Raw genomic sequence first — 26,454 nt, forward strand, 5'->3', positions numbered from 1 at the left:
ACAGCCGGCGCCCGACCCTGGGCAGTGTTGGGCTTCGCTGCGCTCAACCCAACCTACAAGGACGCACTCCTGCCGTAGGTTGGGCTGAGACAGCTTCATCGTCGAAGCCCAACAACAGCCGTAGCGTGGAAAACCGCGCGGCGTTTTACACGCATCTACACACACGCTCGACCCGCCTGCTGGCAGATCGCTCGACCGGAGCGCTAGGAAAGGAAGGAAGACACTAGAGGACACGACCAGAAAAAATCGCGCCCAAACGAAAAAGCGGCCACTAGGGCCGCTTTTCGATGGCTGCTGGCGTTCAGGACCAGACAACCTTTAAATGGCGCAGCGGACGGGACTCGAACCCGCGACCCCCGGCGTGACAGGCCGGTATTCTAACCGACTGAACTACCGCTGCGCATTACCTCGAGTGGTGGGTGATGACGGGATCGAACCGCCGACCCTCTGCTTGTAAGGCAGATGCTCTCCCAGCTGAGCTAATCACCCGTTTGCTCTCGAAGTGGGGCGCATTCTACGGAGGGGCTTACGACCTGGCAACCCCTTTTTGAAAAAAAATTTCCCAGCACTTCCAAAGGCTTAGCGCTGCCCTTCCAGGCAACTGGAGAAAGCGCGCATTCCCGACGACCACCGCGATCCGGGGTTGGCCTCCGGGGCGAGCGACGCGGATAATGCGCGCTTCGTTTTTGGGAGTGACACCATGTGGTTCCGTAATCTGCTCGTCTACCGTCTCACCCAGGAAGTCGCCTTCGAGACCGAAGCCCTCGAAGCCGCCCTCGCCGCCAAGCCGGCACGCCCCTGCGCCAGCCAGGAATTGTCCACCTATGGCTTCGTCGCCCCCTTCGGCAAGGGCCCGGACCTGCCGCTGGTGCACGAAAGCCAGGGCTTCTTCCTGATCGCCGCGCGCAAGGAAGAACGCATCCTGCCCAGCAGCGTGGTCAAGGAAGCCGTGCAGGAAAAGGTCGACGAGATCGAAAACCAGCAGATGCGCAAGGTCTACAAGAAGGAGAAGGAGCAGATCAAGGACGAGATCGTCCAGGCCTTCCTGCCACGCGCCTTCATCCGTCGCCAGACCACCTATGCCGCCATCGATCCCAAGCAGGGCTGGATCCTGGTGGACGCCTCCAGCGCCAAGCGCGCCGAGGACCTGCTCTCCACCCTGCGCGATGCCCTGGGCTCGCTGCCGGTACGGCCACTGGGCGTCAAGCAGGCGCCGATGGCCACCTTTACCGACTGGGTCAAGGCCGGTGACGCCACCCATGGCCTCTACATCCTCGACGAATGCGAATTGCGCGATGCCGGCGAAGACGGCGGCGTGGTGCGCTGCAAGGGGCAGGACCTCACCAGCGAAGAGATCCAGAACCACCTGGGCGCCGGCAAGCTGGTCACCAAGCTGGCGCTGGCCTGGCAGGACAAGCTCGCCCTGCTGCTGGACGACAAGGTCACCATCAAGCGCCTGAAGTTCGAGGACCTCCTGCAGGATCAGGCCGAACAGGATGGCGGGGAAGACGCCCTCGGCCAGCAGGACGCCAGCTTCGTGCTGATGATGATGACCCTGGCGGAATTCCTGCCACAGTTGATCGAGGCCCTGGGTGGCGAAGAGTTGCCCCAGGGTCTGTAATCACGACCTGCGCGTGATCGCTTGAGTCACAAGGCTCATCCGATCACGTGGACAGCCTCCAAGGCCGGCAGAGACCGGCCTTTTTTCTGCCTTTTCGACAGGAGTTCAACCCATGCGCGCGCTCGCCGCCCTCAGCCGCTTCGTCGGCAATACCTTCGCCTTCTGGGTGCTGCTCGCCGCCCTGCTGGCGTTTTTCGCTCCCGCCGTGTTCAAGCCCCTGAGCGTCGCCATCGTGCCGCTGCTGGGGGTGATCATGTTCGGCATGGGCCTGACCCTCAAGGTCGAGGACTTCGCCGCCGTTGGTCGTCACCCCTGGCGGGTGCTGCTGGGCGTGGTGGCCCACTTCGTCATCATGCCAGGGGTGGCCTGGGCGCTCTGCCAACTGTTCCACCTGCCGCCGGAGATCGCCGTGGGCGTCATCCTGGTCGGCTGCTGCCCCAGCGGCACGGCGTCCAACGTCATGACCTGGCTGGCCAAGGGCGACCTGGCGCTGTCGGTCGCCATCGCCGCAGTGACCACCCTGCTCGCGCCCCTGCTGACCCCGGCGCTGATCTGGCTGCTGGCCTCCACCTGGCTGCCGATCTCCTTTGGCGGCCTGTTCTGGTCGATCCTGCAGGTGGTGCTGCTACCCATCGCCCTGGGCCTTGTCGCCCAGCGCCTGCTCGGCCATCGCGTCGGTGCCCTGGTCGAGGTGCTACCGCTGGCCTCGGTGGTGAGCATCGTGGTGATCGTCGCCGCGGTGGTGGCCGCCAGCCAGGCGCGCATCGCCGAATCCGGCCTGCTGATCATGGCGGTGGTGATCCTGCACAACGGCTTCGGCTTCCTGCTCGGTTATCTCACCGGCAAGTTCTGCAAGCTGCCGGTGGCCCAGCGCAAATCCCTGGCACTGGAGGTGGGCATGCAGAATTCCGGGCTCGGCGCCGCCCTGGCCACGGCGCACTTTTCGCCGCTAGCCGCGGTACCCAGCGCCCTGTTCAGCGTCTGGCACAACATCTCCGGGGCGCTCCTGGCTACCCTTTTCCGCCGCTTCAAGGACGACGACGCCCGCCCCTGAGGACTGGTGCCACACCTGCCGGAGCAGCGCCTGGCAGGTGTCCTCGGTGAAAGGCTGCGGCCGGGCGATGCCATAGCCCTGGGCATAGTCGACGCCCAGGGCGCCGAGGGCCGCGATCACCGCGGCGTTCTCGGCGAACTCGGCGATGGTCTTCTTGCCAGTGAGATGCCCCAGCCGATTGATCGCCTCGACCATGGCGCTGTCCACCGCATCCTCCAGCAGATGACGAACGAAGCTGCCATCGATCTTCAGGTAGTCCACCGGCAGATGCTTGAGATAGGTGAAGGACGACATCCCGGCACCGAAGTCGTCCAGGGAGAATCGCACCCCCAGGCCGCGTAACTCGTCCATGAATTGGCGTGCCGCATCCAGGTTGGCCACGGCGCTGGTCTCGGTGATCTCGAAGCAGATCCGCGTCGGCGCGATCTGCCAGCGCTGCAGCTGCTCCCTGACGAAATCCGCCAATCCCGCTTCGCCCAGGGAGTGCCCGGACAGGTTGATGGCCAGGGTATCGAGCAGTCCGCTGGGCAACTCGGCGAAACGGGCCAGCGCCGCGGCGATCACCCAGCGATCCAGGTCCGGCATCAGGCCATAGCGCTCCGCGGCCGGGATAAAGGCGCCCGGCGCGATCAGCCGCTCGCCCTCTTCCAGTCGCATCAGCACCTCCACGTGGCGATCCGCGCCGGTCTCCTGGCCCAGTCCCAGGATAGGCTGGACATACAGCCGAAACCTGTCCTCGGCCAGCGCCCGGTGCAATCGCTGCACCCAGGCCATCTCGCCATGGCGCTGGTCCAGCTCCACATCACCCGGCGCAAAGACCTGGATGCGATTGCGGCCCTTGTCCTTCGCCGCGTAACAGGCCAGGTCCGCCAGCCGCAGGGCTTCCTCCGGTGCGAGAGTCTGACCACCCAGATGCACCACGCCGATGCTCAGGCCTACGCGAAAGCCCTGCCCGGCCGCCTCGAACTGCAGCGCGCCCACGCAGCAGCGCAGACGCTCCGCCACGGCCTCGGCTTCAGCCGGCGCACGGTTCTCCAGCAAGACGCCGAATTCATCACCGCCCAGGCGCGCCAGGCAGTCTTCCTCGCCCAGCTGCTGCCCCAGCAAGCCGCAGAGCTGACGCAGCAGGCGATCGCCATGGAAATGCCCGGAGGTGTCGTTGACGATCTTGAACTGATCCAGATCGATGAACAGCAGCGAGGCACAGGCCAGGTCCTCGCGTGCCAGCAGGCGCTCCAGTCGGGTCTCGAATTCGCGGCGATTGAGCAGCCCGGTCAGGGCGTCGTGACTGGCCTGCCAGGCCAGGTCATGCAGAAAGGCGCGCTCGCGGGTCTGGTCGTGCATCACCAGCACCACCCCGGTGCCGGATTCGCCCCGCGGCAGGGTGGTCACCGTCAGCGCCACGGGCACCCGTGTGCCGTCGATACGCACCAGCTGATGCGCCAGGGGCTCGTTGCCCGCCAGCCAGTCCTGGCTGTGCAAGCGTTCGGCCAGTGGCTGGGTCGACACCGGCTGGTCCTCGGTCTGGATGTCGAACAGATGGGTGACAGGCGTACCCGCCGCCAGCCCCGGCCGCGCAAGCAGGCGCTCCGCGGCCGGGTTGTGATAGAGCAGCCGACCCTGGGCATTCAGCGCCAGCACGGCATCGCCAAGGGACGCCAGGATGACCTGGATATGTTCCTTTTCGGCCTGCAGGGCCTGCTCGGAACGCCAGCGCTGCTGCACCAGGCTGTGCATACGCCAGATGGTCAGGAGCACCAGCAAGGCGCCGATCAGGACGTTGGTGATGAACAGGGCCGCCACCAACTGGCGCGACGCGTTCCCCAGGCGCTCCGAGAAGGCCACCGTTTCCGGCATCATCCGGTCGTGCAGATCCAGCAGCTCACGTTTCAGCGGAATCAGCGCCGGCCCCGGTCCCTGCAGCTTGATCAATTCGAAGCCGGTGCGCGCCAAGGCCTGGAATTCGTCCATGTAGGGATCGGTGATCTGCCAGCGGGCGATCACGCCCTCGAAGGGCTCCACATGGCGAGCCATCTGGAAGAGCGCGATGAGGCCGTCGATGTCGTCCGGGCTGTTGCCGGCCAGACGCAGCAACCGCGCCGCTTCGGCAGGACTGCCGTCACCATCGAGCTCCTGCCGCGCCGCCCGGTCGAGATCGTTGACGCTGATGGACGCGAGGTAGGCGTGGTAGAACTCGGGCCGTCCTTCATCCAGGTAGGCGCCAAGCGACAGCATGGCGTTACCGAGGCTCTTGCTCCACAGGCTTTCCGCCGAGACATAGGCGCGCACTGTCGACAGCAGCTGCAGGCTGACGATGGCGACCAGCGCCTGGCAGGACAGGATGATGACGAAGGGCCAGACGACCCGTAGCGTGCGCAGCGCAGAGGAAGGCGACAGTGAAGACATACAGCGATCCGCAAAAGGAGACGGGCGAATTCTTGCCATTGAGCAGGCATGTCGGCCGTTTCGCGGAAAACTGTTGGTCTGGAAGGACTTCGCGCTGGATTACTGACGCCAAACAAGCGACATAGACCCTCGCGGTCTTGGCACTGCCGACGAACGGTAGCCCAGGCCCTGTGCCTAATTGAAGGACGCCTCCAGACGCGCCTTCACCTCGGGCCATTCGCGGTCGGTGATGCTGTACATCACGGTGTCGTCCAGACGACCGTCGGCCAGCCGCCGATGATGACGCAGCAGGCCTTCACGGACCGCGCCCAGCTTCTCGATGGCAGCCTGGGATCTGAGGTTGGTCGCCGCGGTCTTGAGCTGCACCCGCACCAGCTGCCAGTGCTCGAAGGCATGGCGCAGCATCAGGTACTTGATGTTGCCGTTGAGCCCGCTGCCATGCTGCTCGCTGTCGAGCCAGGTCCAGCCGATCTCGGCGGCGGGCAGTGCCGGCAGGAAGTCGGCGAAGCGGGTAGTGCCCACCAGCCGGTCGGCGATCCGCACGGCGAAGGGCAAGGCGCGCCCCTCGCGCGCCTCGGCCAGCGCCTGACGATACCAATCCGGCCGCAGGGGGCCGCTCAGGTAGTGCAGCGCCTCGCGATTGCGCTCGGCCAGGCTGACCAGCTCCAGCACGTCGCCCTCCGCCAGGGGGTCCAGGCGCAGCGCACCACGTTGCAGGGAAATGGGCTGCGCTTGGAACATGACGGTCTCTCTAGCTTGAATCAGCCCGCCAACCTAACAGGGCCGGCCGTCTGGCTCAACCCACCGTCATCCCATCGCGAGCCAGAACTGACGTCTGGCACCCCAAGGTGCGACACTTTGTCCGGGCGCGATGGGCGCCTGGAATGTCTGGAGTCGCCATGTCCCTGCCCAGCGGGCTGATCATCACCGTTACCCTCGGCTACCTGGCCCTGCTGTTCGCCATCGCCTTCTATGGCGATCGCCGCCCACCGCTCAAGCCGCGCCTGCGGGCCTGGGTCTACAGCCTGTCGCTGGCCGTCTACTGCACCAGCTGGACCTTCTTCGGCGCGGTCGGCCAGGCCGCTGACCAGCTCTGGTCGTTCCTGCCCATCTACCTGGGCCCCATTCTCTTCCTGCTGCTGGCGCCGCAACTGGTCAAGAAGATGGTGCTGATCAGCAAGAAGGAAAACATCACCTCCATCGCCGACTTCATCGCCTCCCGCTATGGCAAGTCCCAGACCCTGGCCATCGTCGTCGCGCTCATTTGCCTGGTCGGCGTCCTGCCCTACCTGGCGCTGCAACTCAAGGGCATCGTCATCGGCGTCAACCTGCTGACCGGCATCAACGCCGAATCCCTGAGCACCCGCGCCCAGGACACGGCGCTGTTCGTTTCCCTGGTGCTGGCGGTGTTCGCCATTCTCTTCGGCACCCGCAACCTGGATGTCACCGAGCACCATCGCGGCATGATGCTGGCGATCGCCTTCGAATCCCTGGTCAAGCTCGCCGCCTTTCTCGCCGTCGGCCTCTGGGTCACCTACGACCTGCACGATGGCTTAAGCGATCTGCTCGCCCGCTCCCAGCAGGCGCCGCAGCTGCAGGAATACTGGCGCGAGACGCTGGACTGGCCGGGCCTGCTGATCCAGACCGGCGTGGCCTTCATCGCCGTGATGTGCCTGCCGCGCCAGTTCCATGTCACGGTGGTGGAAAACACCGATACCCGGGACGTCAACCTGGCGCGCTGGGTGTTTCCGCTCTACCTGGCGCTGGCCGCCCTGTTCGTCATCCCCATCGCCCTGGCCGGCCAGTTGCATCTGCCCAGCGGCGTGTTGCCCGACTCCTTCGTCATCAGCCTGCCGCTGGCCCAGGAGCGGCCCTGGCTGGCCTTGCTGGCGTTTCTGGGTGGCGCCTCGGCCGCCACCGGCATGGTGATCGTCGCCTGCGTCGCCCTCTCCACCATGATCTCCAATGACATCGTCCTGCCCTGGCTGCTCAAGCGCCGCGGCCAGGTCGAGAGTCCGCACGCGGTGTTCAGCCACTGGATGCTCACGGTGCGCCGCGCCAGCATCGTGGTCATCCTGGTCCTGGCCTATTGCAGCTATCGCCTGCTGGGCTCCAATGCCAGTCTCGCCACCATTGGCCAGATCGCCTTTGCCGCCATCGCCCAGCTCGGGCCGGCCATGGTCGGAGCGCTGTTCTGGAAGGCCGCCAATCGCCGCGGCGTCTTTGCCGGGCTCACCGCCGGAGCACTGCTCTGGGGTTATCTGATGGTGCTGCCGGTGGTGGCCACCAGCCTGCAATGGCCCCTGGAGAGCTTTCCGGGCCTCGCCTGGTTCGAGCAGCCCGCGGGGGAACGGACCTTGCAACCGACCACCGTCGGCGCCCTTGCCTCCCTGGCCGGCAACTTCCTGCTGTTCGCCCTGGTGTCGCTGCTCTCGCGCACTCGGGTCTCGGAATACTGGCAGGCCGGGCGCTTCATCGCCCAGTACGCCCTGCCCCGGCCGCGCAATCGCGCCCTGCTGGCGGTCAAGCTGGAGGACCTGCGACTGCTCGCCGCCCGGTTCGTCGGCGACGAGCGCGCCCGCCTGAGCTTCAGCCGCTTCGCCGAGCAGAGCGGCCTGACCTATCACCCCGGAATGAACGCCAACAGCGAATGGATCGCCCAGACCGAGCGGCTGCTGGCCGGGGTGATCGGCGCCTCCTCCGCGCGCGCGGTGGTCAAGGCCGCCATCGAAGGCCGCGACATGCAGGTCGACGACGTGGTGCGCATCGCCGACGAAGCCTCGGAGGTGCTCGAATTCAACCGGGCGCTGCTGCAGGGCGCCATCGAGAACATCTCCCAGGGCATCAGCGTGGTCGACCAGTCGCTACGTCTGGTGGCCTGGAATCAGCGCTATCTGGAACTGTTCGACTATCCCGACGGCATGATCCAGGTCGGCCGGCCCATCGCCGAGATCATCCGCTACAACGCCCTGCGCGGCCTCTGCGGACCGGGCGATGCCGACGAGCACGTGGCCCGCCGGGTGGAACGGATGCGCCAGGGCATCCCCCACACCTCGGAGCGCACCTTTCCCAATGGCCGGGTGATCGAGCTGATCGGCAGCCCCATGCCCGGGCGCGGCTTCGTGATGAGCTTTACCGACATCACCGCCTTCCGCGAGGCCGAGCGCGCCCTGCGCGAAGCCAACGAAGGCCTGGAACAGCGCGTCGAAGAACGCACCCGCGAACTCTCCCAGCTCAACCAGGCACTGGAGGAAGCCAAGGCCCACGCGGAAGCGGCCAACCAGTCCAAGAGTCGCTTTCTCACCGCGGTCAGCCACGACCTCATGCAGCCGCTGAGCGCCGCCCGCCTGTTCACCGCCGCCCTCGCCCACCAGGACGGCCTGGCCCAGGAGGCCCAGGAGCTGGTGCGCAACATGGACAGTGCCCTGAGATCCAGCGAAGACCTGATCGCCGACCTGCTTGACATCTCGCGCCTGGAGAACGGGCGCATCCAGGCCACGCCGGCGCCCTTCCCCCTGGCCACTCTGTTCGACGCCCTGGGCGTCGAATTCAAGGCCCTGGCGCAGGATCAGGGCACCAGCCTGCGCATCCGCGGCAGTCAGCTGGTGGTCAACAGCGACAGCAAGCTGCTGCGTCGGGTACTGCAGAATTTCCTCACCAACGCCCTGAGATACGCCCATGGCCGGGTATTGCTCGGGGTGCGTCGTCAGGGCCAGAGCGTGAGCCTGGAGGTCTGGGACAGCGGCCCTGGCATCCCGGCGGACAAGCTCGAATTGATCTTCGAGGAATTCAAGCGACTGGACAGCCACCAGACCCGAGCGGAAAAGGGCCTGGGCCTTGGTCTGGCGATCGCCGACCGCCTCTGCCGGGTGCTCGGCCACGAACTCTCGGTACGCTCCTGGCCGGGCCACGGCAGCGTCTTCAGCGTCAAGGTGCCCCTGGCGCCCGCCCTCGCCATCCAGGCGGCCACTGCCAGCGAAGCCGCCCAACCCTTGGCGGGCGATCCGGTACTGTGCATCGACAACGAGGACAGCATCCTGCTGGGCCTGCGCAGCCTGCTGGGTCGCTGGGGCTGCCAGGTCTGGACCGCGCGCAGTCGCGAAGAATGCGCTGCCCTGCTGGAACAAGGCGTGGTGCCGCGCCTGCTCATCGTCGACTACCACCTGAGCGACGCCGATACCGGTCCGGATGTCGCCGTATGGATCCGCCAGAGGCTGGGGCAGGATATCCCGGGCATCGTCATCAGCGCCGATGGTCGCCCGGAATGCCTGGCCAAGGTCCGCCAGGCGCGGCTGGATTTCCTGCCCAAACCGGTCAAGCCGGCCTCGCTGCGTGCCCTGTTGAGTCGTCAGCTGGCCCTGTCCGGTTGACCTGGACAGCACTGCCTGAGCGCTGCCTTCGATAGGTCTTTCGTTCAGCGTCGATTAAGGTTATGCGGCCCTCATCCCACGGAACAATCCACAGCTTCTGTTGATAACTTTGTTGAAAACATGGTGGAAAAGAACCCGGAGCCTTGCTCCGCGGGCGCCCTGAACAAGTTGATCATTTTTTAATCACTTTGATAAGTTCAACGTAATCAACGACTTAATTCAAAGGCAGGATTTTCGGCAGGGAAAACCCTGGCGTCGAGAGAGCTTGACAAGCGCTAGCACAGGTTGTGCACAACTCACTGAAAAAATGACCAACGGAAACCTGTCAGCGGTCGCACAATTGTCAAGTATTCGTGAAACAAATTTTTTCAGGGCCCTCCATACCCGAGGCCCGAGGGCAGCCCGCAGGCTAGAGCCAACGCTCAGAGCGGCAGGCAGGCCAAAGGCTAGCCTTGTCCTCTGCCGGTCATCGGGTAGACTGCCCCTTTTAGCTCAGGGTTGTCACGGCGACGCCCAACCGGTCAAACAGGCATGGACGCGTCAGCCCTTCTGGAATAGCTCAGTCTCATGAACGTCTTCATCGCGGGTCAACACGGACAACTTTCCCAGGCACTGCAAGTGCTGCTGGCCGCCAAGGCCCAGGTCACCGTGGTTGGCCGGGCCCAGGTGGATTTCACCCAGCTGGACGCGCTTCATGACCGCGTCCTGGCCGCAAAGCCCGACGTCATCATCAATGCCGCTGCCTATACCGCCGTGGACGCCGCCGAGAACGATGCCCAGACCGCTACCCTGATCAACGAGCGGGTACCCCAGGTCTTCGCCCGGGCGGCCCAACAACTCGGCATTCCGATGGTCCACTACTCCACCGACTATGTCTTCGATGGCAGCCACGACGGCCGCTATCGGGAAGAGGATCCGACCTGCCCGCTCAATGTCTATGGGCGGACCAAGCTGGCCGGCGAGAATGCCGTGCGCGAACACGCCGAGCGTCACCTCATCCTGCGCACCAGCTGGGTCTATTCCTGGCAGGGCAACAACTTCCTGCGCACCATGGTACGGCTGCTCAGCGAGCGCGACGAATTGAACATCGTCGACGACCAGATCGGCGCGCCCACCTGGACGCGCACCATCGCCGATGCCACTGACCGCCTGCTGGCCCACAGCGACAAGGGCGATCTCTGGGGCACCTATCACCTGACCGCCAACGGCACCACTTCCTGGTTCGGTTTCGCCGAGCAGATCGCCCAGCGCCTGGGCGAGACCGGTCAGTTGAAGGCACGCCTCAATCCCATCCCCAGCAGCTCCTATCCCACCCCGGCCAATCGCCCGATCAATTCCCGCCTGTCCACCGAAAAGCTGGCCGCGGTGCTGGGCCAGCCGCTACCCGACTGGCAAGCGGCTTTCGAGCAGTGCTGGAACGAGCGCGAGCTTCAGGTGGGCGGCTGAAACGGGCCGCCGGTCATACTTCTGGGATCTCTCCCAGAACTACCCCTGTCCCTTGAAGTCAATGGCACTGACCCCGCTCACGCCAGTCAGGTACGTCATGGACAACCCCTTCCAACTCATCGCCGCAGCCTTCGAGCATGACTTCCGGGTCAATTTCCGCATCGAGCGCCTCGACGGCAGCGTCAGTCTGACGCTGTCGGACGACAGTGGCGTCAAGGTCAAGCGGTTGATCAGCAAACAGCAGCTGCATGATCACAATCGCCTCGCGCGGCTGATCGACAGCATCCGGCTGGGTATCGCCATCGACGAAGGTCACGGCGTTACGGCCTTGCTGGCAGGCGGCAGCGGTACCGTTAACCGTCTGACCGTCGCGAACTGAGCAAGGATCTATGCAAACCATGGAAGGCCTGATAAGCAGTCCCGTGCAGACGGCGAATCCCACGACGTTACTGGATAGCGTGGAGACGGTACCGACGCTGCAATCCGCCCAGACCTCGCTGTACCAGCTGACCTGTGCGCGGCTCGACGAACAGCTGGCACCGCTCAAGGTCTGGCCGACCCTGCCGGACCGTACCGGTCGATTTTCCTTCACCCTGTTGGACAGATGCGGACGCATCCTCTATCGCTCGCCGGCCTTGCGCCAGGCGCTGTATCGAGAAGAGGATCTGCTCAATGGTGTGATCGCCAGTGCGCGGCTGGCCGCCGTGCAGGCTGGACAGGGCTTTCCGTCCTGGGGTGTAGTGGACGTCGCCTGCCCTATGTATGAGCTACCTGCCACTCAACTTCCCTGTGCGGGATGCCGTCTGTTGAAGTGCAAGAGCTAAGGGAAAAGTCGCGGGAAAAACGCTCAGGGCTTGTTTGCCCTCTTCAACTCTTCAACGTTCGAGACCAACGAACACCCAGGCATTCGTACTGCAAGTCTCGCGCTGAAGCGTTCTGATGCAGAATCTTTACTCGGAATATCTCAGCATATTGGCGCCGGTGGCACGCAGCACCGCCATGGACTGTGGCGCCAGGGCGCCGGCCCGCAGCGAAACATCCTTACGAACCTCGTCAATCACCGTCTTCAGCAGCTGGCTCTCGCCCAGTTGCCGGGCACTGACCACTCGGTTCACGCGAGCGTCGTCACACTGCTGATCCTGCACCGTCAGCACGATACTGCCATCGGGGCGAGGTGCCGTAACCGAGCATTTATAAGTACTGAAAGCGGCGGTCAGTCTATCAATGGCGTTTTCCATTCTTCCCCCTGTTATTTGTCTAGAAGTGCATGGATGATCAAATACGACGCAACTGACAGTGATAGAAACAGCAAAGTTCTAGCGCTCTACTTGAATAAGACGACCAATGGCGCTAGTACGCCGTTTTGTGAGCCAGCTCTTCTAATTGACGATCAGCGGGGAACTTTTAAAGGGGCGAAATGGGTAAGGTATGACCATTCGTCCGCTGTGAGCTTGGACCTGTAGCCGCCTAGCGCGCCCTTGACGACGGCTCTGGCCCGCGGAACCTTTGGTCGGAGCCCTCACTCGAAAGGGCTGAAACGGATACCCATCGCCTATCAGGAGCGCGCCATGAACGACAAAACCCCTCCCGTGATCAAAGACGAGCTTGCTGCTGACATCCATGAGCAGGCACACAAGCAGAACACTGACCGGGTCCGTCGTCATCTGGGCGAGGCCGAGCAGGCGTTGACCGATGAATTCCACACCCTGCTGGCAGACGCCGAGCAACTGCTCAAGCACACTGCCAGCATGGCCGGTGAGCAGGCGGACGAACTGCGCGCCAAGTTGAGCTCCAGCCTGGAGCGCTCCCGCGACGTGCTCAAGACCAAGCAGGATGACCTCTACCGCCAGGGCGTCGCCGCCAAGGAGACCACCGAGGAATACGTGGTCGACAATCCCTTCAAGGCCCTTGGCATCGCTGCCGGCGTTGGCTTCCTGATCGGTCTGCTGGCCTCGCGCCGCTAAGCCTGGGGGATCACCATGGACACCTCCTCTCCTCCACGGGAGCTGCCTGACGAGGCGCCCAAGCCATCGGTCAAGCGTCTCGCCGGCGCGGTGGTAGGGCTGCTGCAGAGCCACCTGGAATTGCTGGGCATCGAGGTCCAGGAAGAGAAGGTCCGTACCTTCCAGCTGTTCCTCTTTACCGGCCTGAGCCTGATCTTCGGTCTGCTGGTGCTGGTGGGTGTTTCGGCGGCCATCATCATCGCCTTCTGGGATACCTACCGCATGACCGCGACCCTGGGTCTGTGCGCCTTCTATGCCGTGGCGCTGGTGATCTGCATCCTGCGGGCACTGAGCCTGGTCAAGGGTGCCGCCCCTTTCCACGCCACCCTGGAAGAACTCAATCGCAACCGGGAGCGCCTACTGCCATGAACCAGCCGCTCAGCTCCGCCACCAGCCAGGCCAAGCGCAAGGAACTGGTCAGGCTGCGCATGGAGATGTATCGCCAGCAGCTGATCTACAACGCTCAGCCCCTGCACAATCCCATCAGCCTCATCGGCGATCTGGTACGACCCAACCGGGACAAGGTGACCAGTTCAGCGAAGAAGCCCCTGATGTTGGGTGCCACGGTGTTCCTGTCGCTGTTCGGCAAGCGCCTCGGTGCCGTGGGTCGCTTGGCCCGTATCGGTCTGGCGCTCTATCCCATCGTCAATCGCCTGCAGAATCGGCACCGCGAACAGGCGGACCAGCCGCTGCCACCGCCTCGCTAGGACGAACGGCTCCCCAGGGAGCCGTTTTCACGGGTGGCATCCTTATCGCATGCTGGCTATCCCGCCACGCATTCCACTGCGGTCAGACGATAAGGAACCACCGTGCTACCAGGTCAACCCACTGCCTTCTTCCAACCCTTCATCGATACGGCGACTGGACGCATTGCCGGCGTCGAGGCACTTGGCCGATTGCGGCAGGCCGACGGCACCACACCTCTGTCGGTCCGTTGTTTGCCGATCCCCATACCCCGACCCCGGATCTGCTGCAGCTGGACCGCACCCTGCGGGAAGACGCCCTGCAGCGCTTCGCCAGCGCCCCGGATGACTGGTTTCTCAGCCTCAACCTCTCGCCGCGCTGGATCAGCCAGCTGGACGATGGCGTCGAGTTACCCAGTCTGGCGCAGCTGGAGCGCTCCGGCATCGCGCCGACGCGCATCGTCTACGAGATCACCGAGGCAGCCGGCGATCTGCCGAGCCTGACCCAGGCCGTCGCCCGCTATCGCGAACGCGGCATCCGCATCGCCATCGACGATTTCGGTTCCGGCTATTCGCAACTGGATCGGGTGCTGGATCTGCAACCGGATATCCTCAAGCTGGACATGCGGTTGTTCCAGGCCGCCGCGCGGGGCGGCCCCCGGGGCGAGGCGGTCAAGGCGCTGGCGCAGATGGCCGAGAAAACCGGTTGCTGGCTGATCGCCGAGGGCGTGGAGACCGAGACCGAACTCGACTTCGCCCTGGAGTGCGGCGCCCGCTACGTCCAGGGCTTCCTCTTCGCCGAGGCCACCGCCGAACTGGGCGCAAGCGACAGTCATCAGCAACGCTTCGCCAGCCTGCGCAGTCGCTTCGTCGACGGCAAGCTGGCCCAGCAGACCCGGCTGCTGGAGTTGCGCCAGCAGTTAGCCGAATTCGTCACCCAGCTCAGACCCTGGGCGGAACACGGCGGTCCCCTGAGCGCGCTGCCCGATCCCCAGGCCTTTCCCGGGCTGTTGCGTATCTACCAGTGCGACCGCACCGGTACCCAGATCACCCCGAATCTGGAGTGGAACGGCATGTTCTGGCGCGAGAATCGCCGCTACCTCAATCACAACTGGTCCTGGCGACCCTACTTCTATGCCCTGCTGGCCGAAGGCTGGAACGAGCGCCGCCTGGCGCTTTCGACGGTCTATCGCGATGCCACCACCAACCAGTATTGCCTGACCGCCAGCCAGTTCCTGGAAAGCGGTCAGCGCCTGCTGCTGATCGACCTGGATGCCAGTCAATTGCCGAGCTTTGCCAAGTAAGCGGTGATGATCGTATGTTGCCGAGGTCAGAACGCAGAAGCGCCGAACGGCAACCGTCGGCGCTCCCCTTATCGGTGATAGCTCGAGGACGGCCTTGGACTGGCAGACACTTCTTATCCGCGAACGGCTGGGCAAACCCCTGCACAGCCCGGATGAACTGGGGCGCAGCCCCTTTCACAAGGACCACGATCGCATCATCTTTTCCGGCGCCTTCCGCCGCTTGGGACGCAAGACCCAGGTGCATCCCGTCACCAGCAACGATCACATCCATACCCGCCTGACCCACAGCCTGGAGGTGAGCTGCGTCGGCCGCTCCCTGGGCATGCGCGTGGGCGAGAGTCTGAGAGGCGCCCTGCCCGAGTGGTGCGATCCGAGCGACCTCGGCATGGTGGTGCAATCCGCCTGCCTGGCCCATGACATCGGCAATCCGCCCTTCGGCCATTCCGGCGAAGACGCCATCCGCTACTGGTTCACCCAGGCCGCCGGCCGCGGCTGGCTGGATGACATGAGCGAGGCGGAGCGCCAGGACTTCCTGCACTTCGAGGGCAACGCCCAGGGCTTCCGGGTGCTGACCCAGCTCGAATACCACCAGTTCGACGGCGGCACCCGCCTGACCTACGCGACCCTCGGTACCTATCTCAAGTACCCTTGGACGTCACGCTATGCCGCGGCGCCTGGCTACAAGAAGCACAAGTTCGGCTGCTACCAGAGCGAATTGCCGTTGCTGGAACAGATCGCCGAAAAACTCGAATTGCCGCTGCTGGGTCCCGAACGCTGGGCCCGGCATCCCCTGGTCTACCTGATGGAGGCCGCCGACGACATCTGCTATGGCCTGATCGACCTGGAAGACGGCCTGGAGATGGAGCTGCTGGACTATGCCGAGGTCGAGGCGCTGCTGCTGGGCCTGGTTGGCGACGACCTACCGGAAACCTATCGGCAACTCGGCCCCAAGGATTCGCGGCGGCGCAAGCTGGCCATCCTGCGTGGCAAGGCCATCGAACACCTGACCAACGCCACCGCCCGCGCCTTCGTCGACCAGCAGGACGCCCTGCTCGCCGGCACCCTGGGCGATGACCTGGTCGAACACATGGCCGGCCCGGCCAAGCTCTGCGTGCAGCGCGCCAAGGCGCTGGCCCGGGAAAAGATCTTCCACGACAAGCGCAAGACGCTGCACGAGATCGGCGCCTACACCACCCTGGAAATCCTGCTCAACGCCTTCTGTGGCGCGGCCCTGGAACAACATCGCGGGCGCGAGCCTTCCTTCAAGAGCCGCCGCATTCTCGACCTGCTGGGCAACAGCGCGCCCGATCCTTCCTGGACGCTGCACCAGGCCTTCATGCGGGTGATCGACTTCATCGCCGGTATGACCGACAGCTATGCCACCGCCATGGCGGCCGAGATGACCGGGCGCTCGAACCCGGTCTAAGGAGCGCCACAATGGCCACCGCACCCCGCACGCGCAAGGGCCCCGGCAGTCGCTGGCTGGCCGCCCAGGGCTGGAAGGCCTTTCCCTTCCAGCGCGAGGTGGCCAAGGCCATCGCCGCCGGGGAGTCCGGCCTGCTGCACGCCACCACCGGCTCGGGCAAGACCTACGCTGTCTGGCTGGCCGCCCTGGATGCCTTCGTCGCGCCCAGGCCGATCACCGCCAAGGGCCTGCCCAGCAAGCGCAAACAGGCACCACCGCCGCTCACCGTGCTCTGGTTGACGCCCATGCGCGCCCTGGCGGCGGATACCCTGCGCGCCCTGGAGCGCCCGGTGCTCGACGAGGAGCTGGAATGGACCCTGGGCCTGCGTACTGGGGACACCGTCAGCAGCGAGCGCGCCCGGCAGAATCGCCGGCTGCCGACGGCCCTGGTGACCACGCCCGAGAGCCTGTCGCTGTTGCTGTCCCGGGAGGACGCCCAGGAAGCCCTGGGCCAGGTTCGCCTGGTGGTCATCGATGAATGGCACGAACTGCTCGGCAACAAGCGCGGCACCCAGACGCAACTCGCCCTGGCCCGCCTGCGCCGCTGGAACCCCGGCCTGCAGACCTGGGGCCTTTCGGCGACCCTAGGCAACCAGGCTCACGCGCTGGATGTCCTGCTGGCCGGAGAACCGGGACACCTGGTGCAGGGCCGCCAGGACAAGCGCCTGCAGGTGGACACCCTGTTGCCCCAAGGCGGCGTCGAGCGCTTCGCCTGGGCCGGGCACCTGGGCATGCGCCTGCTGCAGCAGGTGATCCGCGAACTGGAAGACAGTCCCACCACCCTGGTCTTCACCAATACCCGCGCCCAGACCGAACTCTGGTACCAGGCACTGCTGCAGGCGCGTCCGGACTGGGCCGGCCTGATCGCCCTGCACCATGGCTCCATCGAGAAACAGGCCCGCGAGTGGGTGGAGAGCGGCCTTAAGAATGGCCAGCTCAAGGCGGTGATCTGCACCTCCAGCCTCGACCTCGGCGTGGACTTCCTGCCGGTGGAGCGGGTGCTGCAGATCGGCTCGCCCAAGAGCATCGCTCGACTGCTGCAACGCGCCGGCCGCAGTGGTCACGCTCCGGGGCGCGCTTCCCGCGCGATCCTGGTGCCTACCTACAGCCTCGACCTGCTGGATGCGGCCGCCACCCGCCGCGCCATCACGGCCGGGGAGATCGAGGCCCGCGCGGCCCCGGTCAAGCCTCTCGATGTCCTGGTGCAGCATCTGGTGACCGTGGCACTGGGGGGCGGCTTCGAACCGGATGACCTGCTGCCGGAAATCCGCAGTGCCTGGGCCTATCGCCACCTCAGCGACGGCGAGTGGATCTGGGCACTGGCCTTCGTTCGCAACGGGGGCGCTTCCCTGTCGGCCTACCCGGATTACCGCCGCGCCGAACCGGACGCCGAGGGCATCTGGCGTGTCCCCGACAAGCAGCTGGCCAAGCGGCATCGGCTGGGCATCGGCACCATCGTCAGCGAGACCAGCCTCAATGTGCAGTTCTGGTCCAAGGGCGGCGGTGGCAATCGCCTGGGCAACATCGAGGAAGGCTTCATCGCCCGCCTGCGACCCGGCGATCACTTTCTCTTCGCCGGTCGTACCCTGGAACTGGTGCGGGTGGAGAACATGACGGTATATGTGCGCCGCGCCAGCGGGCGCAAGGCCGCCATCCCGCGCTGGAGCGGCAGTCGCATGCCGCTTTCGGACACCCTCGCCAAGCACGTCCTGGCGCTGTTGGAAGACGCCGAGGCGCAGCGCTACGAGAGCCCGGAGATGCGCCTGCTGCAACCGTTGCTGGATGTGCAACGGCAGTGGTCGGCGCTGCCCAGCGCCCACTACCTGCTCGCCGAGACCCTGGAATCCCGCGAGGGCTCGCACCTCTTTCTCTATCCCTTCGCTGGCCGCCACGCCCATCTCGGACTGGCCAGCCTGCTCGCCTGGCGCCTGGCGCAGCGCCGCCCCTGTACCTTTTCCATCGCCGTCAACGACTATGGCCTGGAGCTGGTCTCGCCGGTCAGCCTGGACTGGCAGGAGCTGCTCGATGCCAGTCTCTTCACCACCAACAACCTGGTCAGCGATACCCTGGCAAGCCTCAACGCCGCCGAACTCGCCCAGCGCCGCTTTCGCGAGATCGCCCGCATCTCCGGGCTGATCTTTTCCGGCTACCCAGGGGCGCACAAGAGCAATCGCCAGTTGCAGGCCAGCAGCAGCCTCTTCTATCAGGTGTTTCGCCAATACGATCCCGACAACCTGCTGCTCGGCCAGGCCCAGACCGAGGTCCTGCGCCAGGAACTCGATGCCGACCGCTTGCAGCAGACCCTGACCCGGACCGGCGCCCTACCCCTGCGCCTGGTCACCCTGGACCATCCCTCGCCCTTCGCCCTGCCACTCATGGTCGAGCGACTGCGCGAGAGCCTGAGTTCGGAAAAGCTGGCCGATCGAATCACTCGCCTGGTCGGCGATCTGGAGCGCGAAGCCGGACCGGACGAGCGCGCGCGCGCCTTCGATCCCGAATCCCTGGTGCAACCCAGCCATGACAGCGATCTGACGCCGCGTCGCGGCGCTAGTCCGCGGCGTCCTCGCGTACAGAAATCCGGTCGTCCTCGATAACGATCCGGCCCTGGCGATAGAGATGGCCGATGGCTTTCTTGAAGTTGCCCTTGCTGACGCCGAACAGCTGATGGATCAGGGCCGGCGGACTGCTGTCGCTGAGTTCCAGCACCCCTCCCCGCGCCTTGGCCAGGCTGATGATCTGCTCGGCGAGATCGGTACCGGCGGCGGCCCCCTGGGGCTGCAGGGTCAGGCTGATCTTGCCGTCCGCCCGTATCTCGCGAATGAAGCCGCGCTCGCGCTGGCCCAGGCGCAGCGGCTTGAAGGCCTCGTTGCGATGTACCAGCCCCCAGTGCTTGTTGTCGACGATCACCTTATAGCCGAGGTCGGTCTGCTCGACGACCAGCAGCGGTACCGGTTGGCCGACCTTGTAGCGCGCCGGCTCGCGATCCAGATAGCGATCCAGCCGCGCGGTGGCGACGATCCGCCGGGTGCGGGTGTCCAGATGCACGTGCACCACGCAGTGATCGCCCACCTGCAGCGGCCGCTTCTCTTCGGAGTGCGGCAACAGCAGGTCCTTGGGCAGACCCCAGTCGAGGAAGATCCCTACCCGACCCACCTCTACCACCCGCAGGCTGGCGAAGCCGCCGACCTGTACCTTCGGCTTCTCGGTGGTGGCGATCAGGCGGTCTTCGCTGTCCAGATAGAGGAAGACGTTAAGCCAGTCGCCTTCGGCGCAGGGTTCGTCCCTCGGCGCATAGCGACGCGGCAGCAGCACCTCGCCGTCGTTGCCGGCATCCAGGAACAGGCCGATGGGGGTATTGCGCAAAATCTGCAAGCTGTTGAAGCGACCCAACAAGGCCATGAGTGGAGACTCCTGTAGAAAGCGGTGCATTTTACCGCGATCAGCAAAGCCACTGCTTGCTCGCTACCCTGGCCCCTTGAAAGGATCGCTCAGCATCGTGCGAAGCCTTGATGGCCGCCGGGTGTCGCCCGGGTAGCGAACCTCGACCCGATGCGACGCTATCCCGGCACGGTTTGGCGCCATGCCCTGGTGGAGACCTACCTGCCGTTCACAGCGGTTGGAGCCTGCTGACGTCCGGGCAGCGCTGCTTGCATGAAAGCGATCGGCGCTTGCTCGATAGACGCCTTCCCATCGATTCAATCCGCATCCAGCGACCGCCAGATTCAGGCGGTAAGGCAGTCATCGGCGAGTGGAATCTCGATGAAGAGACCAACGGTGTCAGCCTCGACCCGCATGGCTGCCACCACCGCATTCAGCAAGAACGGATTGGTAGCCTGCTCGTTGGTCACTATTCGCTGGGTCAGCTTGATCGACTGCTGGGCATGGTAGACAGCTACCAGTATTTCATTGAGGTTCAGGCGACGAAGCTCGACCCGGTATCCGGCGAGTCCGTGGCCCAATGCGCGTCCTGCGCATTCGAGACCGTTTTTCACGGTAAATCCTTGAACCCTTGCGGTTCGGGGTAATGAATCGAACGAAATAATAGCATCTAGCCACTACCCACATTGAGCAGGCCGTCACCGTTTCGACACCACTGGCCTATGGCGACAGCGAAAACGAGAAGCCTTTGCCCGCGGCCGCTGAGCATTTGCTTTGACCGGCTGAAAACCTTCCCCTAGCCGGGACCCGCTCTTGGGTACCATCCCGGTCACGAAAAGACTCCTATAAACCCCAGCTGGCCGAATCGCGCCGCCTGGAACCCCGAACGATGGCCTCGGCAGAATGCTGGTGGGCAACGGGTGGAGGAGACGGGTGCTCACAGGCTCTTGAAAACCTGAAGAGTCAGCCCTCACGCACTACTGATTGCCGGGCACGATGCACTGCCCAGCGACTCGGCCAACGACACCTTGCGTCAGGGAAACGATTCAGCACGGATCCTTTTCGGCAGTCGACAGGCCCATGCCCAGGATTGCCATACGCCTCCCCTGTGCCAACAGCCGTTTGCCCGCTCTAGCCACCACTTCGACCATGGTCGCTAAAGTCAACATCGAGCAGCTCAAAGGTCTTGTTTTGCGCAAGCCAGTCTGAGACCATCCATCGCTGTCAGGTGAGGCTGTCTCTACAAAGCGGCTCACCTGTCGAGAACCTGGAGTACATCAGGGCCAGCTTTCGCGGCATGGGTTTCTCCTCGTTTCAAAACTGTCGTCCTTCGGACAACAACGTCATCTTATTCAAGGAGAAATCCATGTCTACTCGCCAAACTGGCACCGTCAAGTGGTTCAACGACGAGAAAGGCTTCGGCTTCATCACCCCCCAGAGCGGCCCGGACGTGTTCGTTCACTACCGTTCCATTCAGGGTAACGGCTTCAAGAGCCTGCAAGAAGGCCAGGCCGTTTCCTTCCTGGTCGTGCAAGGCCAGAAAGGCCTGCAGGCCGATGAGGTGCAGGTGATCTAATCACCCGCCTTCTCGAAAAAGTCCAACCCCGGTTGGGCTTTTTTTTGCGCGGACGTCGGCCAACCAACGTTCGCAATAGCGACCTAGGGATGAGGTGCGTCTTGTGAAAACCTTCGCTGCCCTGCTCTGCCTGCTCCTGCTCGCCGGTTGCGCCGCCTTTCCCGGTGACGAACTCCCTTCCCAGCCGTTCCGCGCTCCCGCGAGCGAGCAACAGCAGCGCCCCAACGTCCTGGTGGAATTCAACTTCTATCGAGGCGAGGTCGAAGACGCCAAGGAGGCGACCTCCATCGCCGTGGCCCGCGAAGGCCTGAAGCCCAGGCTGCGCCAGGTCCTGGAGCACTCCCAGCTATTCAACCGTATCACCCTGGTGCCGGAGCCCGGCAGGCCGGACGACGCCTTGCTGCGCCTCAAGCTCTACAACAGCACCTCCTATGCCGCGGCCATCGCCAGCGGCCTGATCACCGGTGCCACCTTCTTTCTCGTCCCGGGTACCGCCAGGGACGACTATGTACTGACCGCCGAGTGGCTGGCGCCGGGGGGCAGCTCGCCCATCCGCGTGCGCAATGCCAGCTCGGTGCGCACCTGGATGGGGGTCTGGTTCCTGCCCCTGGCCGCCAGCCATCAGGCCGGCACCGCCATCGAGGACACCTTCGCGCGCCAGGTCAACGAGGCCCTGCGGCAATTGCAGGCCGCCGGCGTGTTCGCCGACCACTCCTCGCCCCAGGGGAACGGCGAAACGCCTGCACCGGTCACACCTTGACCGGCAATCAAGCAGACGAGGATCCCATGGCCGAAGAAAAGCGCAAAGCCGACGAACGCGAACTGCCCAAGGACGAAAAGCCCCTGCGCACCGAGCACGCCAAGACCGACGACGGACGCGATCCGCCCTCGCCCAACAGTCCGGACCGTACCAAGGACGCCACGGGCTACAACTGATCCCGCCCTTTCCAGACACGACCGCCAAGGCGGTCGTTTCTTTGTCTGCGTGCTGCCCCTTGGGATTGGCTCGCGCCGCCCTCCTTACTGCATAATGCCCGCACTCCGACGTCTATCGGCCCCTTTTCTCTTCAACTAGGCCGGTACCCTGCCAAGGTGTGTGTCCCGATGCGAAAGACCTTCCGATCTCTGGGCCTGCTGCTGAGCTGCTGCGCCCTGGGCTTTTCCCTGCCCGTCAGTGCCGATACCTCCTACCTGCCGCCGCGAATCGAAAAGGCGATGCAGACCAACAAGATTCCCGGTAGCGATCTGTCGCTGGTGATGCTGCCCCTCGACGGCCCGGGCGAAAACGACTACTACAACGCCGACGTCTCGGTGAATCCGGCGTCGGCCATGAAGCTGATCACCACCTATGCCGCCCTGGAACTGCTGGGCCCCACCTACCAGTGGAGGACCGAGTTCTATACCGACGGCACCCTCAAGGACGGCATCCTCAACGGCAACCTCTATCTCAAGGGTGGCGGCGATCCCAAGCTGAACATGGAGCGCCTCTGGCTGCTCATGCGCGACCTGCGCGCCAATGGCGTGCTGGAGGTCACCGGCGACCTGGTGCTGGATCGCGGTCGCTTCGTGAAGCCCAACCTGCCGGCCTTCAACGACGACGGCGAAGACGAGAACAAGACCTTCCTGGTGGGCCCGGATTCGCTGCTGGTGAACCTGAAATCGGTACGCATGGTGGTGCGCTCGGCCGATGGCCGCGTCAGCGTCTCCATGGATCCACCGCTGACCAACGTCAACATCGACAACCAGATGCGCGCAACCGGCAAGAGCGGCTGTCCCGCCTGGCCGGACGTGCGTTTCAATCCGGTGCCCCAGGCCGATGGCAGCACCAGCCTCATCGTCAGCGGCCAGTTGCCGGACGGCTGCAACGCCCAGAGCTATCTGTCGCTGCTCGATCACCCGGCCTACACCGCCGGCGCGGTGCGGGCCATCTGGCAGGAGCTGGGCGGCAGCATCAAGGGCCGCACCCGCGAGGGCAGCGTGCCGCGCAACGCCGAGGTACTGGCGCGGGCCTTCTCGCCCGATGTGGTGGAGATCATTCGCGACATCAACAAGTACAGCAACAACACCATGGCCCAGCAGCTGTTCCTGTCCATCGGCGCGCAATTCCGCACCTCGGCGGATGCCGACGACGGCAAGGCGGCGCTGCGGGTCATCCGCTCGTGGCTGGCGCGCAAGGGCATCAATGCCAGCCACCTGATCATGGAGAACGGCTCGGGGCTGTCCCGTGCCGAACGGGTCAGCGCGCGGGAGATGGCGGAGATCCTCAGATCGGCCTGGCAGAGCCCCTATGGGCCGGAGTTCATCTCCTCGTTGCCGCTGGCCGGCATGGACGGCACCCTGCGCAAGCGCATGAAGAATTCGCCGCTGACAGGCCAGGCGCACATGAAGACCGGCACCCTGAACAACGTCCGCGCCCTGGCAGGCTTCGTTCGGGACGCCAACGCCCGCAACTGGGTGGTGGTCGCCATCCTCAACAGCAGCCGTCCCTGGGGTGCCTCCTCCATCCTGGACGAGGTCGTGCTGGATCTTTATCTGCGCAGCCGCCAGGACGGCGCGGTCGCCAACTGACGCGCAAAACAAAACCGGCGTCTGCTCACGCAGACGCCGGTTTTGTTTACAGCACTCGGCAAGGCAGGCCGGAAAGCCGACGTTACCGCGGTGCACCGCATTGGGCAAGACCTTTGTCCAATGCACCCTTGTGGGGCACTTTCAGGCCGCGGCTATGGCCTAGATCATGCCGAGCAAGAGCAGCACCAGCAGGACCACCAGGATGGCGCCCACGATGCCGGACGGGCCATAGCCCCAGCTGCGCGAATGGGGGAACACCGGAAGTCCGCCGATGAGCAGGACCAGCAGCACCAGAACCAGGATGGTCGAGAGAGTCATCTGCCATTCTCCATGAAGGCCAGGGGTCGACCGTCGTCGTAACAGGTTGCTACGAAGCGACGGGCCTGTTCCATGGACCCGCGCCAGCGGCGGAAAATTCCGAAGTCGTCAGGCGACCTCTGCCATCCCTCGATCCACCGGTGTTCCCGGCAAAAAAAAGCCCGGATCAGGGATCCGGGCTCGGTCTTGGTGCAGGTATCTATCAGTGCGAGACGGCGCCGCTGGCCCCCAGGCCGGTCTGGGATCTGACGAACTGCGGGTAGAAGCGCGCGCGCTCTTCTTCGGCAGCCGCCGACTTGTCGGTGATGGAGAAGAACCAGATGCCGATGAAGGCCACGGCGATGGAGAACAGCGCCGGGTATTCATAGGGGTAGATCGGCTTGGCATGACCGAGGATGGTCACCCAGATGGTCGGGCCGAGCACCATCAGGCCCACCGCGGTGATCAGGCCGAGCCAGCCGCCGATCATGGCGCCCCGCGTGGTCAAGCGCTTCCAGTACATCGAGAGCAGCAGGATGGGGAAGTTGCAACTGGCGGCGATGGAGAAGGCCAGGCCCACCATGAAGGCGATGTTCTGCTTCTCGAAGAGGATGCCCAGGGCAATGGCGACTACGCCCAGCGCCACGGTGGTCATCTTGGAGACGCGAATCTCGTCCTTCTCGTTGGCCTTGCCCTTCTTGATCACGCTGGCGTAGAGGTCATGGGAGACCGCGGAAGCACCGGCCAGGGTCAGACCGGCCACCACCGCCAGGATGGTGGCGAAGGCCACCGCCGAGATGAAGCCCAGGAAGATGCTGCCGCCCACGGCGTTGGCCAGGTGCACCGCCGCCATGTTGTTGCCGCCCAGCAGGGCGCCGGCGGCGTCCTTGAAGGCCGGGTTGGTGCTGACCAGCAGGATGGCGCCAAAGCCGATGATGAAGGTCAGGATGTAGAAGTAGCCGATGAAGCCGGTGGCGTAGAACACGCTCTTGCGGGCTTCCTTGGCGTCGCTCACGGTGAAGAAGCGCATCAGGATGTGCGGCAGGCCGGCGGTGCCGAACATCAGTGCCAGACCTAGGGAGAAGGCCGAGATCGGATCCTTCACCAGGCCGCCGGGGCTCATGATGGCCTCGCCTTTTGGGTGCACGGCGATGGCTTCGGCGAACAGTCGGTTGAAGTCGAAGCCGACGTGTTTCATCACCATGAAGGCCATGAAGCTGGCGCCGGACAGCAGCAGCACCGCCTTGATGATCTGCACCCAGGTGGTGGCCAGCATGCCGCCGAAGAGGACGTAGAGCACCATGAGGATGCCCACCAGCACCACGGCCAGGGTGTAGTCCAGGCCGAACAGCAGCTGGATCAGCTTGCCGGCACCGACCATCTGGGCGATCAGGTAGAGGGCGACCACCACCAGCGAACCGCAGGCGGACAGGGTACGGATGTCCTTTTGCTTGAGGCGATAGGACGCCACGTCGGCGAAGGTGTACTTGCCCAGGTTGCGCAGGCGCTCGGCGATCAGGAACAGGATGATCGGCCAGCCCACCAGGAAGCCGATGGAGTAGATCAGGCCGTCGTAGCCGGAGGTGAACACCAGAGCGGAAATGCCCAGGAAAGAGGCGGCCGACATGTAGTCACCGGCGATGGCCAGACCATTCTGGAAACCGGTGATGCGCCCGCCAGCGGCGTAGTAGTCCGCTGCCGAGCGGTTGCGCTTGGAGGCCCAGTAGGTGATGCCCAGGGTGGCGCCGACGAAGGCCACGAACATCAGGATGGCGGAGACGTTCAGGGGTTGGCGCTGGACCGCGCCGCTGATGGCGTCGGCCGCCCACAGCGAAGGCGAGAGGGCCAGCAGTGCAGCGGCCAGGGAAAGACGTCTCATGGCTGCACCTCCCGGAGGATTTCCGCGTTGAGCCGATCGAATTCGCCATTGGCCCGGCGTACATAGATACCGGTCAGGACGAAGGCCGACAGGATCAGACCGACGCCCAGGGGAATGCCCCAGGTCATGGCGGTCTCTGCATGGATACGGGTGCCGAGGACCCTGGGGGCGAAGGCGATCAGGAGAATGAAGGCGGAATAGAGTCCGAGCATGATGGCGGAGAGCGTCCAGGCAAAGCGCCCGCGCTTGGTCACCAGTTCTTGGAAACGCGGACTGGCTTCAATCCGCCGGTAGGTGCTGTCATTCATTATTGTTGTTCCTTACAGCATGACGGGAGCGTCGAGCTCTACTCTAGGCCCGCCCGGTAAGGCTTCCAGACGACTTTAGTCGTACCTTCTCCGACC

The 26,454-nt window shown here is 64.5% G+C and carries 23 protein-coding genes, 2 tRNA genes and 1 pseudogene; 16 read left to right on the top strand and 10 right to left on the bottom strand.

Annotated features, from left to right (window positions below):
- Positions 1-323: 323 nt before the first annotated feature.
- Positions 324-400: transfer RNA gene (locus LRS53_RS14755), tRNA-Asp, on the bottom strand.
- Positions 401-413: 13 nt separating this feature from the next.
- A tRNA-Val gene (locus tag LRS53_RS14760) sits at positions 414-489 on the bottom strand.
- 211 nt (positions 490-700) lie between these two features.
- Between LRS53_RS14760 and rdgC the strand changes: the two genes are divergently transcribed.
- Both rdgC and LRS53_RS14770 read left to right on the top strand, forming a co-directional pair.
- A complete protein-coding gene (gene rdgC / locus LRS53_RS14765) occupies positions 701-1,621 on the top strand; it encodes a recombination-associated protein RdgC (RefSeq protein ID WP_007159072.1) in 921 nt (306 codons plus the stop codon).
- Between the two features lie 112 nt (positions 1,622-1,733).
- On the top strand, positions 1,734-2,675 hold the full coding sequence (locus tag LRS53_RS14770; RefSeq protein ID WP_231356415.1) for a bile acid:sodium symporter family protein: 942 nt from the start codon (positions 1,734-1,736) through the stop codon (positions 2,673-2,675).
- Here LRS53_RS14770 and LRS53_RS14775 read toward each other — a convergent pair.
- The gene (locus LRS53_RS14775; protein WP_231356416.1) at positions 2,571-5,081 is read right to left on the bottom strand and encodes a putative bifunctional diguanylate cyclase/phosphodiesterase; all 2,511 of its coding nucleotides are present in this window, start codon (positions 5,079-5,081) and stop codon (positions 2,571-2,573) included. The two genes, LRS53_RS14770 and LRS53_RS14775, sit on opposite strands and share 105 nt — an antisense overlap.
- Positions 5,082-5,255: 174 nt before the next feature.
- Positions 5,256-5,822: a GNAT family N-acetyltransferase gene (locus tag LRS53_RS14780; RefSeq protein WP_173146801.1), complete on the bottom strand. Its 567-nt coding sequence runs from the start codon at positions 5,820-5,822 to the stop codon at positions 5,256-5,258.
- Positions 5,823-5,980: 158 nt separating this feature from the next.
- Here LRS53_RS14780 and LRS53_RS14785 point away from each other — a divergent pair, with 158 nt between their 5' ends.
- From LRS53_RS14785 to LRS53_RS14800, 4 genes are all read left to right on the top strand, one after another.
- A complete protein-coding gene (locus LRS53_RS14785; protein ID WP_231356417.1) occupies positions 5,981-9,451 on the top strand; it encodes a hybrid sensor histidine kinase/response regulator in 3,471 nt (1,156 codons plus the stop codon).
- A gap of 567 nt (positions 9,452-10,018) precedes the next feature.
- Complete coding sequence (rfbD, locus tag LRS53_RS14790) at positions 10,019-10,897, top strand: dTDP-4-dehydrorhamnose reductase (RefSeq protein WP_231356418.1); 879 nt, start codon at positions 10,019-10,021, stop codon at positions 10,895-10,897.
- A 97-nt stretch (positions 10,898-10,994) separates the two neighbouring features.
- On the top strand, positions 10,995-11,276 hold the full coding sequence (locus LRS53_RS14795; RefSeq protein WP_017639725.1) for a DUF3509 domain-containing protein: 282 nt from the start codon (positions 10,995-10,997) through the stop codon (positions 11,274-11,276).
- Positions 11,277-11,295: 19 nt separating this feature from the next.
- A complete protein-coding gene (locus LRS53_RS14800; RefSeq protein WP_231356419.1) occupies positions 11,296-11,721 on the top strand; it encodes a hypothetical protein in 426 nt (141 codons plus the stop codon).
- Positions 11,722-11,847: 126 nt separating this feature from the next.
- Here LRS53_RS14800 and LRS53_RS14805 read toward each other — a convergent pair whose 3' ends face one another.
- Positions 11,848-12,135 (bottom strand): DUF3509 domain-containing protein, encoded by a 288-nt coding sequence (locus LRS53_RS14805; protein ID WP_007159080.1) that lies wholly within the window; start codon positions 12,133-12,135, stop codon positions 11,848-11,850.
- Between the two features lie 330 nt (positions 12,136-12,465).
- On the opposite strand from LRS53_RS14805, the gene LRS53_RS14810 reads away from it, so the two are divergent.
- The 6 genes and pseudogenes from LRS53_RS14810 (at position 12,466) to LRS53_RS14835 (ending at position 18,946) form a co-directional block, all read left to right on the top strand.
- Entirely contained in the window at positions 12,466-12,861 is a 396-nt protein-coding gene (locus tag LRS53_RS14810) for a DUF883 family protein (protein WP_017639722.1), read from the top strand.
- Positions 12,862-12,876: 15 nt separating this feature from the next.
- Entirely contained in the window at positions 12,877-13,269 is a 393-nt protein-coding gene (locus LRS53_RS14815; protein ID WP_017639721.1) for a phage holin family protein, read from the top strand.
- On the top strand, positions 13,266-13,607 hold the full coding sequence (locus LRS53_RS14820) for a hypothetical protein (RefSeq protein ID WP_017639720.1): 342 nt from the start codon (positions 13,266-13,268) through the stop codon (positions 13,605-13,607). Before LRS53_RS14815 ends, LRS53_RS14820 begins: the two co-directional genes overlap by 4 nt.
- Before the next feature lie 102 nt (positions 13,608-13,709).
- Positions 13,710-14,887, top strand: a pseudogene (locus tag LRS53_RS14825) (EAL domain-containing protein).
- Between the two features lie 94 nt (positions 14,888-14,981).
- Positions 14,982-16,313 carry a deoxyguanosinetriphosphate triphosphohydrolase gene (locus LRS53_RS14830; protein ID WP_027596852.1) on the top strand — a complete coding sequence of 444 codons (1,332 nt, stop codon included), beginning with the start codon at positions 14,982-14,984 and terminating at the stop codon, positions 16,311-16,313.
- A gap of 11 nt (positions 16,314-16,324) precedes the next feature.
- A complete protein-coding gene (locus LRS53_RS14835; RefSeq protein ID WP_231356420.1) occupies positions 16,325-18,946 on the top strand; it encodes a ligase-associated DNA damage response DEXH box helicase in 2,622 nt (873 codons plus the stop codon).
- Here the strand turns inward: LRS53_RS14835 and LRS53_RS14840 are convergent.
- Together LRS53_RS14840 and LRS53_RS14845 are read right to left on the bottom strand one after the other, a co-directional pair.
- Positions 18,900-19,751, bottom strand: a complete 852-nt coding sequence (locus tag LRS53_RS14840) for a CvfB family protein (protein ID WP_068385518.1) — start codon at positions 19,749-19,751, stop codon at positions 18,900-18,902. The genes LRS53_RS14835 and LRS53_RS14840 overlap by 47 nt on opposite strands.
- A 323-nt stretch (positions 19,752-20,074) precedes the next feature.
- Positions 20,075-20,344 (bottom strand): hypothetical protein, encoded by a 270-nt coding sequence (locus LRS53_RS14845; protein ID WP_231356421.1) that lies wholly within the window; start codon positions 20,342-20,344, stop codon positions 20,075-20,077.
- Between the two features lie 752 nt (positions 20,345-21,096).
- Here LRS53_RS14845 and LRS53_RS14850 point away from each other — a divergent pair.
- The 4 genes from LRS53_RS14850 (at position 21,097) to dacB (ending at position 23,874) form a co-directional block, all read left to right on the top strand.
- Complete coding sequence (locus LRS53_RS14850) at positions 21,097-21,306, top strand: cold-shock protein (protein ID WP_007159089.1); 210 nt, start codon at positions 21,097-21,099, stop codon at positions 21,304-21,306.
- 103 nt (positions 21,307-21,409) lie between these two features.
- Positions 21,410-22,066 (top strand): hypothetical protein, encoded by a 657-nt coding sequence (locus LRS53_RS14855; protein ID WP_231356422.1) that lies wholly within the window; start codon positions 21,410-21,412, stop codon positions 22,064-22,066.
- Positions 22,067-22,092: 26 nt separating this feature from the next.
- On the top strand, positions 22,093-22,242 hold the full coding sequence (locus LRS53_RS14860; protein WP_017639713.1) for a hypothetical protein: 150 nt from the start codon (positions 22,093-22,095) through the stop codon (positions 22,240-22,242).
- 168 nt (positions 22,243-22,410) lie between these two features.
- Positions 22,411-23,874: a D-alanyl-D-alanine carboxypeptidase/D-alanyl-D-alanine endopeptidase gene (gene dacB / locus LRS53_RS14865; RefSeq protein WP_231356423.1), complete on the top strand. Its 1,464-nt coding sequence runs from the start codon at positions 22,411-22,413 to the stop codon at positions 23,872-23,874.
- A 159-nt stretch (positions 23,875-24,033) separates the two neighbouring features.
- Here dacB and LRS53_RS14870 read toward each other — a convergent pair whose 3' ends face one another.
- The 3 genes from LRS53_RS14870 to LRS53_RS14880 all read right to left on the bottom strand — a co-directional run bounded on the left by LRS53_RS14870 (position 24,034) and on the right by LRS53_RS14880 (position 26,358).
- Positions 24,034-24,192 (bottom strand): DUF3309 family protein, encoded by a 159-nt coding sequence (locus LRS53_RS14870; protein WP_007159093.1) that lies wholly within the window; start codon positions 24,190-24,192, stop codon positions 24,034-24,036.
- Between the two features lie 202 nt (positions 24,193-24,394).
- Complete coding sequence (locus LRS53_RS14875) at positions 24,395-26,050, bottom strand: cation acetate symporter (RefSeq protein ID WP_231356424.1); 1,656 nt, start codon at positions 26,048-26,050, stop codon at positions 24,395-24,397.
- Positions 26,047-26,358 carry a DUF485 domain-containing protein gene (locus tag LRS53_RS14880; protein WP_017639709.1) on the bottom strand — a complete coding sequence of 104 codons (312 nt, stop codon included), beginning with the start codon at positions 26,356-26,358 and terminating at the stop codon, positions 26,047-26,049. Before LRS53_RS14880 ends, LRS53_RS14875 begins: the two co-directional genes overlap by 4 nt.
- Positions 26,359-26,454: the final 96 nt, after the last annotated feature.

It is taken from the genome of Pseudomonas sp. PLB05, assembly GCF_021106615.1.
Classification (GTDB): domain Bacteria; phylum Pseudomonadota; class Gammaproteobacteria; order Pseudomonadales; family Pseudomonadaceae; genus Chryseomonas; species Chryseomonas benzopyrenica.

Excerpts from the sequence above, each read along its gene's own strand:
- rdgC (WP_007159072.1), top strand. The coding sequence starts at position 701 with ATGTGGTTCCGTAATCTGCTCGTCTACCGTCTCACCCAGGAAGTCGCC.
- LRS53_RS14770 (WP_231356415.1), top strand. The coding sequence starts at position 1,734 with ATGCGCGCGCTCGCCGCCCTCAGCCGCTTCGTCGGCAATACCTTCGCC.
- LRS53_RS14775 (WP_231356416.1), bottom strand. The coding sequence starts at position 5,081 with ATGTCTTCACTGTCGCCTTCCTCTGCGCTGCGCACGCTACGGGTCGTC.
- LRS53_RS14780 (WP_173146801.1), bottom strand. The coding sequence starts at position 5,822 with ATGTTCCAAGCGCAGCCCATTTCCCTGCAACGTGGTGCGCTGCGCCTG.
- LRS53_RS14785 (WP_231356417.1), top strand. The coding sequence starts at position 5,981 with ATGTCCCTGCCCAGCGGGCTGATCATCACCGTTACCCTCGGCTACCTG.
- rfbD (WP_231356418.1), top strand. The coding sequence starts at position 10,019 with ATGAACGTCTTCATCGCGGGTCAACACGGACAACTTTCCCAGGCACTG.
- LRS53_RS14795 (WP_017639725.1), top strand. The coding sequence starts at position 10,995 with ATGGACAACCCCTTCCAACTCATCGCCGCAGCCTTCGAGCATGACTTC.
- LRS53_RS14800 (WP_231356419.1), top strand. The coding sequence starts at position 11,296 with ATGGAAGGCCTGATAAGCAGTCCCGTGCAGACGGCGAATCCCACGACG.
- LRS53_RS14805 (WP_007159080.1), bottom strand. The coding sequence starts at position 12,135 with ATGGAAAACGCCATTGATAGACTGACCGCCGCTTTCAGTACTTATAAA.
- LRS53_RS14810 (WP_017639722.1), top strand. The coding sequence starts at position 12,466 with ATGAACGACAAAACCCCTCCCGTGATCAAAGACGAGCTTGCTGCTGAC.
- LRS53_RS14815 (WP_017639721.1), top strand. The coding sequence starts at position 12,877 with ATGGACACCTCCTCTCCTCCACGGGAGCTGCCTGACGAGGCGCCCAAG.
- LRS53_RS14820 (WP_017639720.1), top strand. The coding sequence starts at position 13,266 with ATGAACCAGCCGCTCAGCTCCGCCACCAGCCAGGCCAAGCGCAAGGAA.
- LRS53_RS14835 (WP_231356420.1), top strand. The coding sequence starts at position 16,325 with ATGGCCACCGCACCCCGCACGCGCAAGGGCCCCGGCAGTCGCTGGCTG.
- LRS53_RS14840 (WP_068385518.1), bottom strand. The coding sequence starts at position 19,751 with ATGGCCTTGTTGGGTCGCTTCAACAGCTTGCAGATTTTGCGCAATACC.
- LRS53_RS14850 (WP_007159089.1), top strand. The coding sequence starts at position 21,097 with ATGTCTACTCGCCAAACTGGCACCGTCAAGTGGTTCAACGACGAGAAA.
- LRS53_RS14860 (WP_017639713.1), top strand. The coding sequence starts at position 22,093 with ATGGCCGAAGAAAAGCGCAAAGCCGACGAACGCGAACTGCCCAAGGAC.
- dacB (WP_231356423.1), top strand. The coding sequence starts at position 22,411 with ATGCGAAAGACCTTCCGATCTCTGGGCCTGCTGCTGAGCTGCTGCGCC.
- LRS53_RS14870 (WP_007159093.1), bottom strand. The coding sequence starts at position 24,192 with ATGACTCTCTCGACCATCCTGGTTCTGGTGCTGCTGGTCCTGCTCATC.
- LRS53_RS14875 (WP_231356424.1), bottom strand. The coding sequence starts at position 26,050 with ATGAGACGTCTTTCCCTGGCCGCTGCACTGCTGGCCCTCTCGCCTTCG.
- LRS53_RS14880 (WP_017639709.1), bottom strand. The coding sequence starts at position 26,358 with ATGAATGACAGCACCTACCGGCGGATTGAAGCCAGTCCGCGTTTCCAA.